11 protein-coding genes are annotated in these 14,694 nt (G+C 73.3%); 7 read left to right on the top strand and 4 right to left on the bottom strand.

Annotated elements, in window-relative coordinates; genetic code table 11:
- The first annotated feature begins 47 nt into the window (after positions 1-47).
- The 3 genes from K7396_RS35105 to K7396_RS35095 all read left to right on the top strand — a co-directional run bounded on the left by K7396_RS35105 (position 48) and on the right by K7396_RS35095 (position 2,660).
- A complete protein-coding gene (locus tag K7396_RS35105; RefSeq protein ID WP_086718431.1) occupies positions 48-638 on the top strand; it encodes a TetR/AcrR family transcriptional regulator in 591 nt (196 codons plus the stop codon).
- A gap of 213 nt (positions 639-851) precedes the next feature.
- Positions 852-1,526, top strand: a complete 675-nt coding sequence (locus K7396_RS35100) for a hypothetical protein (protein ID WP_086718430.1) — start codon at positions 852-854, stop codon at positions 1,524-1,526.
- 321 nt (positions 1,527-1,847) lie between these two features.
- Entirely contained in the window at positions 1,848-2,660 is an 813-nt protein-coding gene (locus K7396_RS35095) for an endo alpha-1,4 polygalactosaminidase (RefSeq protein WP_086718442.1), read from the top strand.
- Between the two features lie 45 nt (positions 2,661-2,705).
- Here the strand turns inward: K7396_RS35095 and K7396_RS35090 are convergent, their stop codons facing one another.
- The 3 genes from K7396_RS35090 to K7396_RS35080 form a co-directional block, all read right to left on the bottom strand.
- Entirely contained in the window at positions 2,706-3,836 is a 1,131-nt protein-coding gene (locus tag K7396_RS35090; RefSeq protein WP_086718429.1) for a cytochrome d ubiquinol oxidase subunit II, read from the bottom strand.
- A complete protein-coding gene (locus K7396_RS35085) occupies positions 3,836-5,320 on the bottom strand; it encodes a cytochrome ubiquinol oxidase subunit I (protein ID WP_086718428.1) in 1,485 nt (494 codons plus the stop codon). The genes K7396_RS35090 and K7396_RS35085 overlap by 1 nt, the downstream gene beginning before the upstream one ends.
- Positions 5,321-5,828: 508 nt before the next feature.
- Positions 5,829-6,167 (bottom strand): hypothetical protein, encoded by a 339-nt coding sequence (locus tag K7396_RS35080; protein ID WP_086718427.1) that lies wholly within the window; start codon positions 6,165-6,167, stop codon positions 5,829-5,831.
- A gap of 269 nt (positions 6,168-6,436) precedes the next feature.
- On the opposite strand from K7396_RS35080, the gene K7396_RS35075 reads away from it, so the two are divergent.
- From K7396_RS35075 to K7396_RS35060, 4 genes are all read left to right on the top strand, one after another.
- The gene (locus tag K7396_RS35075; protein WP_218039132.1) at positions 6,437-8,059 is read left to right on the top strand and encodes a PucR family transcriptional regulator; all 1,623 of its coding nucleotides are present in this window, start codon (positions 6,437-6,439) and stop codon (positions 8,057-8,059) included.
- 219 nt (positions 8,060-8,278) lie between these two features.
- Positions 8,279-9,640: an alanine racemase gene (alr, locus tag K7396_RS35070; RefSeq protein ID WP_152104933.1), complete on the top strand. Its 1,362-nt coding sequence runs from the start codon at positions 8,279-8,281 to the stop codon at positions 9,638-9,640.
- A 94-nt stretch (positions 9,641-9,734) separates the two neighbouring features.
- Positions 9,735-11,195, top strand: a complete 1,461-nt coding sequence (locus tag K7396_RS35065; RefSeq protein WP_152104934.1) for an amino acid permease — start codon at positions 9,735-9,737, stop codon at positions 11,193-11,195.
- Between the two features lie 421 nt (positions 11,196-11,616).
- Positions 11,617-12,957, top strand: coding sequence for a M64 family metallopeptidase (locus tag K7396_RS35060; protein WP_152104935.1), 1,341 nt, complete (start codon positions 11,617-11,619; stop codon positions 12,955-12,957).
- Positions 12,958-13,130: 173 nt separating this feature from the next.
- Here the strand turns inward: K7396_RS35060 and K7396_RS35055 are convergent, their stop codons facing one another.
- A complete protein-coding gene (locus K7396_RS35055; RefSeq protein ID WP_223660334.1) occupies positions 13,131-14,666 on the bottom strand; it encodes a sigma-70 family RNA polymerase sigma factor in 1,536 nt (511 codons plus the stop codon).
- Positions 14,667-14,694 lie beyond the last annotated feature (28 nt).

The following is a 14,694-nucleotide window of genomic DNA, read 5'->3' as shown; positions in this document are numbered from 1 at the left end:
CCAAATGCAACGCAACGTTGCGTTGCATTTGGTGTTAACCTCCCCTCATGAACGAGGAGCACAAGGGGTCGAGGCGCAGCGGCGGCCCGCGGAAGGCACAGGAGATCTTCGACGCCACGCTGGACCTGCTGGCGGACAAGGGCTACGAGGGGCTGACCATCGAGGGGGTCGCCCAGCGGTCCGGCGTCAACAAGACCACGATCTACCGCTGGTGGCCCTCCAAGGGAGCCCTCCTGGGCGCCGCACTCATCGGCGCACGCCAACTGGAACTCACACCACCCGACACCGGGACCCTCGCCGGGGACCTGGAAGCGCTGCTGGGCACGATCGCAACCCTCCTCACCGTGCGGCCGGCCTCCGACATCGCCGTTTCCGTACTGGGCGCCGCCACCCACAACCCGGAACTCGCCGCCCACGTCAAGGATTTCTTCGCCGACCGGATCGCCCGCGAGCAGTCGGTTTTCGACCGGGCCGTGGCGCGCGGCGAGATCACGGCGGACACCGACGCCATGCTGCTGGTGGACCTGCTGGCGGGGGCCGCGTGGGTACGTGCCGTCCTGCGCCAACTACCCCTGGAGAAGGACTTCGTGGCGCGCACCGTGAACATCGTCCTCAACGGAGCACGGGCGGCCGGCTGAAGCCCGGCGCGCCTGGCCGCCGGAGTAACAAAAAGAAACTGATTCTGCCTCCGTTTCGGCTCCCTGTAAAGGGGCTGTTCCACTATCAACTACAACTTTGCCAATCCTTGGTGTAGTTGGCACAGTTTTCATACCAGCCTCATACGCAACAGCGACGAACCCCTCACACGGACTCGTCGCTTCCACAAAGCTGGGCGAGAGGCAACAAGCACGATGACGAAGAGCAGAACCATCCGCCACGGACGCCGGCTGCTGGCGCTGTCCGCGGTGTCACTGGGCCTGGTCGGAGCGATGGCCGCACCGGCCGCGGCGGACGACCAGCCCACCCGGGACCAGCTCATAGCCGACTGCGCTTCCGGTGAGGGGAAGTGCAGCTTCAACGAGCCGGCCCTCGGCAAGGCGTACCTCGGGGACTTCCGCCAGGTCTCCAACTCCCTCTACAACTGCAGCACGTCGGACGCCACGCAGTCGATGGGCTGGTCGGACACGGTGGGCTCCACCGACTCCGCCGGCGTCTCCGTCACCGCGGGCGGGAACATCGCCGGGATCATCGACCTGAGCGTGACCGCGACCTACAGCCACACCTGGTCGAGCTCGCACACCGAGAACAGCTCCATGAACATGACGGTGAAGCCCGGCGAGGTGGGCTGGATCTCCCGTGCCCAGGTCATGCAGACCGTCACCGGCACCTGGCAGACGCACTACGACAACCAGAAGTGGGGCCACTACTTCTGGTTCGTGCCGGACACCGTCACCGGGCCCGCGCCCAACGGAACGGACGGGCAGAACAACGCCGTGACCGTCAAGACGCGCAAGATGACCGCGTCGGAGAAGGCGTCCTGCTCCGCCGACGCCAAGAAGGGCCAGGCGTTCGTGGTCAAGCGCTGAGCCGACCACGACAGGGCCGACGGTGGCACCAGGGGGCCGCCCCGTGTCTTCGGGCACGGGACGGACGACCGCCACCGTCGGCCACGGTGCCTCCCTGCTCAGTGCCACGAGCCGGGAGGCACTCTTCTGCGCGCGGCGGCGCCGAGGTGCGCGCAGTGCACCCAACTGCCCGCGCCGCACGCCCGCGCCCGGGAGTTCGCCGCCCGCCCGGTGTGAACTGTCCCCAGGGACGCCGTCACCGGGAGCCATGCGCGCCGCCGCCCGTAAGCTCCGCCCGTGCACTCTTCACGCCCCTTCGCCGTCGGCGCCTTCGTCCTGGTCATGGCGCTCAGCACGGCGTGCTCCGCCGACCGCGCCCCGCACTTTGCCGGCTCCGGGACACCGGCGCCGTCGGGCACGGCGGCCGCCCCGACCGCCGTACGGCCACCGGCCGCGAACGCCGCCTTCGACTACCAGCTCGGCGGCGCCCATCCCCCGCCCTCCGGAGTCCGGGCCGTCTCCCGCGACCGCACGGCCAGGCCCGCCCCCGGTCTCTACAACATCTGCTACGTCAACGCCTTCCAGGCACAGCCCGACGCGGGCGGCCTCTGGAAGCGCCGCCACCCGGAGCTGCTGTTGCGGGACGAGCGCGGAAAGCCCGTCGTCGACGAGGACTGGGACGAGCCCCTCCTCGACATCTCCACCGCCGCCAAACGGCGGGCGCTCATGACCATCGTCGGCCCCTGGATCGACGGCTGCGCCACGGCCGGTTTTCAGGCCGTGGAACCCGACAACCTCGACTCCTACGAGCGGTCGGGCGGCAGGCTCACCGCCCGGCACGCCGCGGCCTTCGCCCGGCTCCTGGCCCAGCGCGCCCACCAGCGCCGACTGGCCGTCGCGCAGAAGAACACCACCGACCTGCTGCCGCAACGCCGCCGCATCGGCTTCGACTTCGCCGTCGTCGAGGAGTGCGCCCGCTACCACGAGTGCACCGGCTTCGCGGCGGCCTACGCCGACAAGGTCTTCGTCATCGAATACGAGAAGAAGGACTTCACCGCCGCCTGCCGCGCCTGGGGCAGGTCCCTCTCGATCTCGCTGCGGGACCGCGAGGTGCGGGCCGCCGGCACCGAGGGGCATGTGGCCCAGCGCTGCTGACCGCTGCCTTGGGGGAGGCGGCCGGCCCGTTGGAGAGACGGTCGGTCAGGGAGCCGGGTTCTCCGGTTCGCCGCGGCCCGGCTCGGTCCGTTGCCCCTCGGTCTCCTTCGGTCCGGGGTTCCGCAGGTCCGGGGTCCGCAGGTCCGTCACTTTCCCGTCGGCCTCCTGCAGGTCGGCGCCGGAGAGCGGTTCCAGCTCGCCGTGGGTGTCCAGCCAGTACAGGAAGGCCACGGCCGGGCAGACGACCACCACGGCCACGAGGGTGACCAGGCCGACCCATCGCAGGCTGCTGGGGGCACCGGCGCCCTCGGCCACGGTGAGCGAGGTGGGGATGAGATAGGGGCGCTGGGCCGCGCCCCAGGCCAGGACGGCGGCCGCGACAACGCCGACGGCGGTGAGCCGGGACCAGGCGCCGGACCGGCGCAGCAGCAGCCACCCGGTGGCGAGGGAACAGACACCGGCCAGGACGACGAGGCCGAGGCCGACGCCGTGGGTGAGGCCGTGCCAGACGTGCGGGGCATCGCTCCGGGTGACGGTCAGCATGATCGCGGCGAGTACGGCGAGCGCGACGACGCTGAGCAGCGCCCGCCGCCGGAAGTAGCCGACGAGGTCGGGTGCGCCGAAGCGGGCGGCGTCGGCGGTCAGGAACACGGCGCCGAGGAAGGCCGTCGCCACGATGGCGATCAGGCCGAAGAGGACGGAGGTCGGGTTGGCCCAGGCGTGCGCCGACGCTTCCGTGCCCGGTACCGCGCGCCCCGAGGCGATGCCGCCGACGGCCGCGCCGAGGAAGAACGGGGTGAGCAGCGAGGAGAGCGCGAAGACGGCGCCGTAGAGGCGTCGCCCCGCGATCCGGCGGAGGGGCTTGCGCAGGGCGAAGCCGGCGCCGCGCAGGACGAGGCCGACGACGGCCAGGGCCAGGGGGAGCCACATCGCGGAGAACACGGTCTGGAAGAGGACCGGGAACCCGGTCCACATGATGACGAGGACGAAGACCAGCCAGACGTTGTTGACCTCCCACACGGGGGCCATGGCATGGTCGATGAGCCACCGGGGCCGCCTGCCGCGCTCCGCGCCGCCGGCGGTCAGGTCCCAGAATCCGGCGCCGTAGTCGGTGCCGCCGGCGCAGGCGTAGGCGGCCACGCCGAGCAGCAGCACCACGGCGATGACGGCGGCCATCACGGCCGGCCGCCCTCGGCCGGGGGCGTCCCGGGCCCGCCGGACGACGGTGGGTCGCCGGCCGGCACCGGGGAGCGCGGCCCGTAGGGGGTGTCGGTCTCCGGCCCTTCGTGCCGCTCCCCCGCCGCGGGCTCCGCGTCCGCGAGCCGCCAGCCGGTACGCATCTTGAGCAGGACGGCGAGCAGCGAGCCGAAGATGAACACGTACACCACCATCACCAGGCCGAGCATGATCCACAGACTGGTGGACCGGGTCGCCGTCACCGCCTCGCTGATCCGCATGTGCTGGTAGACGATCCAGGGCTGGCGGCCCACTTCGGCGGTGACCCAGCCGCATTCGACGGCGACGACGGACGCGACGCCCGCGCAGGCCGCGCCGCGGAAGAACCACGGTGAGCCGGGCAGCCGGCGGTGCCGCAGCCGGCACCAGCCGTACCAGAGGGCGAGGAGGAGCAGCAGCGAGCCGATCACGACCATGAGGTCGAAGGCCCAGTGGGCGATGGTGGCCTGGGCCGGCGTCGGCCGGTCGCTCGCCGGGACCGAGGTCAGCCCGGTCACCTTGGTCCCGGGCCGGAACCCGGCCAGTACGGAGTCGAGTTGGGGGATCTTGATACCGCCGGAGATGTGTCCGTCGGGGTGCAGCCGGCCGAAGAGGTACTCCGGTACGTGGGTGTCGGTCCGCCAGACCATCTCGGTCGCGGCGAACTTCACCGGCTGCTTGTGGAAGACCGAGCGGGCGATGGAGTCCCCGAGCAGCATCTGCACCGGCGTGAACACCGCGGCGAGGGTGAAGGGCACGGTGAAGCCGAGCCGGTGGTAGCGGTCCCGCCGGCCGCGCAGCCAGCCGGTGGCGTAGACGCCGGCGACGACGTACCCGGCGGTGACCAGCATCGCCACGACGAAGTGCCAGTACTCGGGGCCGAACATGGGGGTGAAGATCGCCGACCGGATGTGGACGTCCACGGGCCTGCCGGCGGCATCGAGGGTGAATCCCTGGGGCGTGTTCATCCACGAGTTGGCCGCCAGGATGCCGAACGCGCCGAGCAGGGCGGCGGCCGGGAGGGGCAGGCCGAGCAGGAAGTGGGTGCCGGGTTTCAGCCTGCGCCAGCCGTAGAGGTAGATGGCGATGAGCACCGCTTCGAGGAAGAACGCCCAGGCCTCGACGCCGAATCCGATGCCGAAGACACCGCCCCAGGTGCCCATCATGCCCGGCCAGAGCAGCCCGAACTCGAAGGACAGCACGGTGCCGGTGACGACGCCGACCGCGAACTGTACGGCCATGACCGCCGACCAGCGCCGGGCGAGGAGCAGGGCCACGGGGTCGTTGCGGCGCAGTCCTCGGTAGTGCATCACCAGGGTGATCAGCGGCAGCGCCACGCCGAGCGGTACCAGGATGATGTGGGACGCCAGGGTGAACGCCATCAGCTGCCTGGCGGGGAGCAGTTGGGCCGGAGCGTCCGCCAGCAGGGTGACCGTGGTGTGCATGCGCCGTGCCTTTGCTGCTCGGGACGTTCAGGGGAGGGCCGCCTCGGTGCCGCCGGCGGGCGGGCCCCGCCACCGGCCCGGTCCGCCGGGCCCCACACCCCGTACCGGCCCCGGCTCGCGTGCCGCACCGACGGTGGAGTCCACGCTGGCCCGCCTCCTCGGTGCTCGGTCCCGCCCCGCCCGGTCCTGCCCCGCGGGACCGCGCCGGTCGCGCCCGGCTCGTCACCAAAGCACCGGCGGGTGCGGGCAGCACGCACGGCGGGCCCGCGTTGCGCCGTATGGGCCGATGATCTTCCCTCGGTCGGCGCAGGCCGCGTCCCGGCGGCGCCTGGCGGGCCTCCCTGCGCGGGACGGCGGGCGGGGCGCCGGCTACCGCCCCGCGCCGTGGACGTACGGAGGGCATGGACATACCGAAGGGCAGGGGGTGCGGCGGTTCAGGACTGCCGCACCCCCTGCCCCAGGGGACCAGGACTCCGCTCTTCGCCGCTCTCCTCAGTGCGGCGGGGCGCTACGCCGTCTCATGGGCGGCGACGCCGTTGATCTTCTCTATCGCTTGACGGGCCTGCTCCTGCGGGGAACGGGCGGGCAGGGGCGAGACCGTCGTGGAGGTCACGGCGGGCTGCGCCCGCTCCTGGGCCACCGTCTTGGCATGCGTGGCGGGCGGGCGGATGCGCAGCCGCTGGCTGGCGGCCTCGTCCAGGGTCACCGGGCGCTTCCAGCGCGCAGCCAGCCGGGCGGCGTCCTGACCGAGCGCGGCAACGTCCTCCCACTGCAGACGAATCACCAGGGATACTTCGGCGTCTCCCTCCGGCAGGGCCTGGAGCTGCGGGATACCAGGGTCAGTCATGGTGCCCTCCTCACGTCGTGGACCGGTGCCCCACGGGGCGCGGATGTGGAGGGATACGCAGCGGCCGCCGCCGTTGTTCAATTCCCGGCACGTTCATGACCATCGGTCTTCGTGCGGAAACCGCGGGTGCCGCGGTGCGGGGCCGGTCGCCGCACCGGTTCCGGGGCGGGTGGGCCCGTGCGCGGGGCCGTCGGCAAGGGCTGCGTGCGGAGGTGCGCATTCCGTGGTGCAGGATGGTGGGCGGAACGGTGAGCGGGTGATGACCGGTGATGAGTCTGCAGCGGCTTCTCGGCTCCGTCGGTCCCGCGGTGCTGTCGGGGGTGTGCGCGCCTCGGGGCACGGCGGTGCCGGTGGGCGACGTGGTGATCGCGGAACCCGACGGCGGTTTCGATCTGCGGCCCGGCGACCTCGTCCTCGGGGTGAACCTCACGGACCGCGCGCAGGCCCTGCGGCTGCTGTCGGCGTGCGCCGAGCGGTCTGCCGGGGCCCTGCTGCTCAAGGCACCGGCGGCGGTCGACGAATCCGTGGTCACGGCCGCGAGCGCCGCCGGACTGCCGCTGGTGCAGGTCGAGCAGCAGGCGGGCTGGGCGCAGGTGGTGTCCCTGCTGCGCGCGGTGCTCGACAGCGAGAGCCATGCGGACTCCGGCACCCGGGCGGTCGGCGCCGAGGCGGGAGATCTCTTCGGGCTGGCCGATGCGATCGCCGCCGTGATCGACGCACCGGTCACCATCGAGGACCGCAGCTCACGCGTCCTTGCCTACTCCGCCCGGCAGGAGCGCGGTGACGAGGCGCGGGTCGCCACGATCATGGGACGGCATGTCCCCGACGACGTGAACGCCCACTTCCGACGGCACGGCGTCTTCCACCGGATCGCCCAGGACACCGGCCCCATCTACGTTCCCGCCGTGGTGGAAGGGACCAAGCCCCGGCTGGTGATGCCGGTGCACGCCGGCGGGGATGTGCTCGGCTCGATCTGGGCGATCGTGCCGGGGCCGGTGGCCGCCGAGCGGGCCGCGGCCTTCGCCGACGCCGCGGCGGTGGCCGCCCTGCATCTGCTGCGCCGACGGGCCGGCGCGGATGTGGAGCGCCTCGTCCTGACCGACATGGTCGCCACGGTGCTGCACGGCCAGGAGGGTGCGGCGGACGCGGCGCGGCGCCTGGGCCTGACGGCCGGCCCCTGGCGGGTGATCGCCGTGGGGGTGCGCTGCGAGGACGAGGGCGAGGCGGAACGGCAGCGGCTGACCGTATGGGAGCGGATGTCCCGGTTCCGCGGTTCGCGGCTCCGCTCCCCCGCGGCGATCGTCGGCGGGGTGGTGTACGGGATCGTGCCGGCGGAGCGGGTCACCGCGGAGGCCGACGGGGAGTCCGCCTGGCTGGAGACCTTGTGCCAGGCCACCGGGAAGCCCGCCCCGCTGGTCGCGGTCGGCGGGCTCGCGGCGACGGTCCCCGGGCTCGCGCGCTCGCGTGAGCAGGCCGACGACACCCTCGACCTGCTCCGGACGGGCCTGATCGCGCGCGCCCAGGCCGTCCACGACGAGGTGTGGGCCACGGTCGTGCTCCGGCATGTCGCACGCTCCGCCGCGGCGGCCCGGATCTCCGCTGTCGGGCCGCTGCAGCAGCTGGCGGACCACGACCGCGCGTACGGCACGAGCTGTGTGCCGACGCTCCACGCCTGGCTGCGGGAGATGGGCGACCCACGGGCGGCCGCGGCGCGGCTGCACATCCACCCCAACACCCTGCGGCACCGGATGCGCCGCCTCCGGGACGTGGTGGCCCTGCCGCTGGACGACCCCGAGGTCCGTACCGCACTGCTGCTCCAGCTCACCGCCCGCCAATACGGCACGGAGGCCGGACCGGAGGCGGACGGACACGGAGGCGGGCCGGCGGCCTGACCCCGGCCCGTCGGCCGTCCCGGATCTCCGCCGCCCCGGCGCGCCTCCGCTCGCGGGCCCCTCCCCCGTCCCCCACCGCGCCCCGTTGTTCCGTGCCCACCGCCCGGCGCCCCGAGACGGTGCCGAGCGAACGATGACGGCCGGTTCTCCCGCCGAAACCATGGCTCCACCCGCAGCCCGTTCACCGGGCGGCAATGGATTCCGTGGAAGGACGGTGGCATGACATTCGGCATTCCCCGCGAGGCCGAGAGCGCCGGAGCCGGATCAGGGGCGGCGGTGACCGCCGTGGCGGACGTACGGCCCGCGGCCGCGCCCGGCGGGACGGCGGCAGGCGCCGAACCGGGCCGGACTCCGGTCCCCGCCACGCCCCCGGGGACGGGCCCGGCCGGCGGATCGCCCGTGCTCGCACGCCACACCGGGGAGCCGTACCGGCCCGGAACGCCGCACGCCCGGGCCCGGATCGACCTCGCGGCGATCCGCGCCAACGTCGGCCGGCTGTGCGAGGCGGCGGGCCCGGCGGAGGTGATGGCCGTGGTCAAGGCGGACGGGTATGGACACGGGATGGTCGCGGCGGCGCGCGCCGCGCTCGCCGGCGGCGCCACCTGGATCGGCGTCGCCGGTATGCAGGAGGCGCTGACCCTGCGCGCCGCCGGGGTCCCCGGCCCGCTGCTCGCGTGGCTGCTGACGCCGGGCGACGACTGGCATGCCGCGGTGGCCGCCGGGATCGACCTGTCGGCCGGTGCCGACTGGGCGGTGCGGGCCGCGGTCCGGGCCGCGCACGCCACCGGCCGCCCGGCACGGCTGCACCTCGAAGTGGAGACCGGGCTCGGCCGCGGCGGCGCCTGCGCGGGCGACTGGCCGGCGCTGCTGGACACGGTGGCGCGCGCCGAAGCGGCCGGGTCGGTGCGCGTGGTCGGGGTGTGGTCGCACCTCGCGCGGGCCGACGAGCCCGGACACCCCGGCTGCGAGGAGCAGTTGGCGCACTTCCGCTCGGCCGTCGCACGCGCCCGGCGGGCCGGGCTCACCCCCGAGGTCCTTCATCTGTCCAACTCGGCCGCCACCCTGACCCTGCCGGAGGCCCGCTTCGACCTGGTGCGTCCCGGGCTCGCCGTCTACGGACTGAGCCCGGTGCCCGACCGGGCCGGGCCCGCGGAGCTGGGGCTGCGGCCGGCGATGGCGCTCACCGCCCGGCTCGCCTCCGTCAAGCGGGTACCGGCCGGGCACGGCGTCTCCTACGGGCACCGCTACCGCACGGCCCGCGAGACCACGCTCGGTCTGGTCCCCCTGGGCTATGCCGACGGCGTGCCCCGGCATGCCTCGCAGGCCGGACCGGTTCTCGTCGCCGGCCGGCGGCACACCGTGGCGGGCACCGTGTGCATGGACCAGTTCGTGATCGATCTGGGTGACGCCCCCGCCTCCCCCGGGGACGAGGTCGTGCTCTTCGGACCGGGCGACCGCGGGGAGCCCGGCGCCCAGGACTGGGCCCGCGCCGCCGACACCATCTCGCACGACATCGTCACCCGCATCGGCGCCCGGGTGCCCCGCACGTACACCGGCGACACGCCCGCCGGCACGTGCTGAACCGACACCGGTACCGACACCGACCACCGCCCCGTCCCGTTGGACCACCGACACCGTCTCCCCCGTCCGACCGTCACCGTCGAAAGAGCGCACCATGACCCACCCGTCCCCGCCCTCCCCGCCACGCCCCACCGGCCCCGACAACGACGGCTCCGAGGATCTCCAGCGGAATCTGCAGCCCCGTCACATCCAGATGATCGCCATCGGAGGGACGATCGGCGTCGGCTTGTTCCTCGGGTCCGCGCAGGCGCTCCACGATGCCGGCCCGGGCCTGCTGATCACCTACGCGGTGGCGGGCCTGGTGGTCTTCTTCGTGATGCGTGCCCTCGGCGAGCTGCTGGTCCACCGGCCGGTGTCCGGCTCGTTCGCCACCTACGCGGAGGAGTTCATCGGCAAGTGGGCCGGGTTCGCCACCGGCTGGAGCTACTGGCTGATGTGGGTCGTCACCGGTACGGCGGAGCTGACCGCGGCCGGGATCTACGTCCGCTACTGGTGGCCCGAGGTGCCCCAGTGGCTGCCGGGCCTGATCGCCCTGGCAATCCTCGGCGTGGCCAATCTCCTGGCGGTGCGGCTGTTCGGGGAGTTCGAGTTCTGGTTCGCCATCATCAAGGTGGCCACCATCGTCGTCCTGCTGGTCATGGCCGTCGCCATCCTGGTCTTCGGCTTCGGCCCCCTGGGGAAGACCGCCGCGCTGAGCAACATCTGGACGCACGGGGGCTTCTTCCCGCACGGCACGGCCGGACCGCTGCTCGCCCTCCAGGTGGTCGTGTTCGCCTTCGTCGGGGTAGAGCTGCTCGGTGTGACCGCCGGGGAGAGCAAGGACCCCGAGAAGACGCTGCCCTCCGCCGTGCGGCGGGTGATCTGGCGGATCGCGCTGTTCTACCTCGGCGCCCTCACGGCGGTCATGGCGCTGGTCCCCTGGACCCAACTCGATCCGGACGTCAGCCCGTTCGTGCTGGTCTTCGCGAAGGTCGGGGTGCCCGCCGCGGCCGGTGTGGTGAACATGGTCGTGCTCACCGCCGCGCTGTCCTCCTGCAACAGCGGGGTGTTCTCCACCGGCCGGATGCTGCTCACCCTGGCCGGTGACCGGCACGCGCCGGCCGCGTTCGGGAAGGTCAGCCGCCAGGGCGTGCCCGCCGCGGGCATCCTCGCGTCGATGGCGGTGATGCTGCTGGGCGTGGCCGCGAACTACTTCGTCCCGAAGGAGGCCTTCGCGTACGTGACGAGCGTGGCGACCATTGCCGCGGTCTTCACCTGGGGAATCATCGTCTGCGCCCATCTGCGCTACCGGGCGGCGGTCCGCGCCGGGCGGCTGCGGCCGGTCGCGTTCCGGATGCCGCTGGCGCCGGCGTCGAACTACTTCGTCCTGGCCTTCCTCGGTCTCGTCCTCGTCCTGCTGGCCTTCGACGCCGAGACGAGGATCGCGCTGTACGTGGCTCCGGTGTGGGCGGTGATCCTCGTGGCCGGCTACCGCCTCACCCGCCGCAACCGGCCCGCCGGCCTGCCGGACACCCCGCCCGGCGAGGAGACGGCGGAACCGTCACGACTGGCCTGAACGGCGTCGCGGGAGCGGTCCGGGCCCCGGCGCCCGGACCGCTCCTCATGCCCTCATGCCCTCATGTCCTCATGGCGGTGTGCCGCGGACGGGCTGTCCGCGGCGCACCGGGTGGCGAAAGCTCCGGCCGGTGAGGGCGGGGCGGCCCCCTCACCGGTCGGGTCCGTTCCGGGTCAGTGACGGCGCCCCCATGCCACGGTGTCGACGACCCGGTGGCGGTCGCTGCGCAGGGCGGTGGCTGCGAGGGCCGCGGAGCCCAGGACAACCATGACAACAGGGGACACTCCTCGCCCAACTCTTCGTGCTGCCACGTAACTTGCACCCCATCCGTTGCTCGGAGCCCCCGGAGCCTCTACGTTGAGCGCGCCTGAATCCGGCTCAACCCGCCGCCGGTGCGGCGGGCTTCGAGAGGAAACCCCCCATGCACAGACGCACCTCCAAGGACACCCCCCGACGCCTGTCCATACGCACCGCGGTGTCGGCCGCCCTCGCCACGGTGACACTGGCCGCAACGGCCACGGCGGCCACCGCCCAAGGTGCCGACCGGTCCCCGTCCCCCGCCCCGCACGGGCCAAGCACCCAGCAAGTCGAGTACTTCACCGAACCAGGCGGCCACCCCCGGCACACCACCGTCCCGGCCTCCCCGCCGCTCTCCCCCGCCGAGAAGACCGCGATCGCCGGCGACGGCGACGTCACCTCGATCGTGCAGAACGGCCCGGTCGGCACCAAACTCGATGTGGTCTTCGTCGGCGACGGCTACACCGCCGCCCAGCAGGAGGACTTCCACGCCGACGTCCGCGCCAAGTGGGCCAAGATGTCCGCCGTCGAGCCCTACGCCTCGTACGCGGGGCTGTTCAACGTCTGGGCCGTGGACGCCGTCTCCCACGAGTCCGGCGTCTCCGGGGATCCCACCCAGGACGTGGTCCGCGACACCGCCCTCGACTCCGCCTTCTTCTGCGACGGTACCGAGCGGCTGCTGTGCGTCGACACCGGCAAGGTCGAGTCGTACGCCGCCAAGGCCCCGGCCGCCGACCTCGTCGTGGTGCTCGGCAACTCCACCAAGTACGGCGGCGCCGGCTACAACGACGTCTCCTCGCAGGTCGGTTACGACGGGATCGCCACCGCCTCCTCCGACAACGACCGGTCCGACCAGATCGCGGTGCACGAGACGGGCCATTCGCTCGGCAAGCTCGCCGACGAGTACGCCTACGGCGAGTCCGGCACCTACTCGGGCCCCGAGCCCGCCGAGGCCAACCTCACCACGCTCTCCGCCGACCAGATGACCGCCCAGCGGCAGAAGTGGTACCGCTGGATCGGCCAGGAGTCGCCGGACGGGGGCGCGGTCGGCGCGTTCGAGGGCGGCGGCTACTACGAGTACGGGCTCAACCGGCCCACCGACAACTCGATCATGCGGACGCTCGGCCGGGAGTTCAACCTCCCCGGCCGGGAGGCCATGATCGCGGGCTTCTACCGCTGGGCGAGCGTGCTGAGCAGCCCCGTACCGACCGACCGCGCCGTGCCCCGCACGGCCCGTCTCCGGGTCGGCGCGCCCGCGTCCGCGCAGCTGAAGTGGTACGTCGACGGACGCGAACGCAAGGCCGCGCGCGGCCGGTCCACGGTCGTCGTACGGGCCCTCGGCGTCCCGCACGACGGCCGCACCCATACGGTCACGGCCAGGGCCACCGACCGTACGGCCGCGGTCCGTGATCCGGCGTTGCGCAAGCAGCTGTCTGGGAAGCTGAGCTGGCGGGTGGCCCGCTAGGAGGTGTCGTCATACTCCTGCCGCCGGGCCGGGGCGGCGCTGCTTTGCCGCCCCGGTGCCGGGCGGGCTGGTTGCGGGCGGGCCGGCGCCGGGCGAGCCGGACCGACCGGTGGGCTCCCCTGCCCGGCCACCCGCGGCCCGCGTCGTCAGCGGTGATGCCCGGCGCGCGCAGATCAGCGCGGCGCGGCGAGGTCCTGGGTCCACCAGGGTCCGCCCGGTCCCTCGACGACGCCGATGCCGACCGCCGTGAACCGGCAGTCGAGCAGGTTGCCGCGGTGCATGGCGTCGCCCATCCAGTCGTTGACCGCCGCGGCTGCGGTGCGCGGGCCGCGGTCGAGGTTCTCGCCCCAGCTGCTCCACCGGTATCCGGCGGCGGTGATCCGGTCGTCGGGGCCGGTGCCGTCCGGGGCGTCGTGCTCGTAGTACTGCCGTGCCGCCATGTCGGCGGAGTGGCGTCGCGCCGCGGTGTGCAGTCTGCGGTCGATGCGCAGCGGCCCGCAGCCGGCCCGGGCCCGCCGGGCGTTGATGAGGGCGGTGGCCTGTTCTTCGAGGCTGGGCGGGGCGGGGGACGGCGTCGCGGACGGGGTGGGGGACGCGGTCGCGGTGCGCGAGGGGGTGGGGGTCGGAGTGGGTGTGGGGGTGGGGGTGGGGTGCCGCGTCGGTGAGGGCTTGACCACCGTGCGGGCCGCCTTCGGCTCCTCCTTCCGTTCGGCCTTCCGGTCGGCCGGCGTACCGGGCCACCACCACAGGGCGGCGGTGACGGCCACGGCGAGGGCGGCGGTCCCCGCGACGGTGGCGCCCTTCGTCACCCGGCGCGGCCGGGGCAGGCGGTTCGGCAGCGGGTGGGTGTGGGGTGTGCCGGAGGTCGCGGAGGTGTGGTGCGCGGGTGCCGCGGTCGTCGCCGCCGTCGCGGCGGTGGGGGCCGGTGCGGCGGGCGGGGCGAGGTGCGAGGGCAGCGGCAGCAGGGCGAGGCCGGCCAGCAATCCTTCGGCGGGGAGCAGGTCGTTCCAGTGTCCGGAACAGGCCGCGCACCGGCGGGCGTGGCGGGATATGCGTTTGCGCCAGAGCGCGCAGGGTTCGTGGTCCCACGTGGCCGTCAGCCGGGCCAGGTCGGCGCACGGCGGATCGGCCGCGAGCGCGCGCACCACCACGCGTCCGGCCTCCAGTTGCTCCTTCATGCGCTGCACCCGGACCGCCGCGTGACGCGAGCCGATCCCGACGGCGGCGACCAGCTCCGTCCTGGTGATCTCCCCGGCGGCCTCCAGCCACCACAGGGACAGCAGCGACCGGTCCCCCTCGTCCAGCCACCGGGTGGCCGCGGCGACCTCACGACGCTGGCCGGAGAGTCCCAGTTTCAGGATGGTCAGATCCACGAAGTCGGCCGAGCGGTCGGCCCGTTCCGGTGCCTGGTCCAGGCCGACGACGGGCGCCTTGCGGTCGGTGGTCCACCGGCGGCGTACCTGGTTCATGGCGATCGCCACCAGCCAGGAGCGGAAGGACGCCGGCTCCCGCAGGTCCGCCAGCGACTCCAGGACGCGCAGCATGGTCTCCTGCACCACGTCGTCGACGTCCGCATGGCCGTCCAGTGCGCGTCCGACGACGTTGTAGATCAGCGGCAGGTAGGAGGCCAGGAGCTCCTCCCGGGCATGCTCGTCCCCGGCCCTGGCGGCCTCGACGGCAGCCGTCCCGTTTTCCTGCTTCACGCCCATTCATCCCTGTTCGTTCGTGCGTACTCGT

It is taken from the genome of Streptomyces angustmyceticus, from assembly GCF_019933235.1.
GTDB lineage: Bacteria > Actinomycetota > Actinomycetes > Streptomycetales > Streptomycetaceae > Streptomyces > Streptomyces angustmyceticus.
The sequence above is the reverse complement of the archived record's forward strand: the minus strand, read 5'-3'. Positions and strand labels throughout refer to the sequence as shown.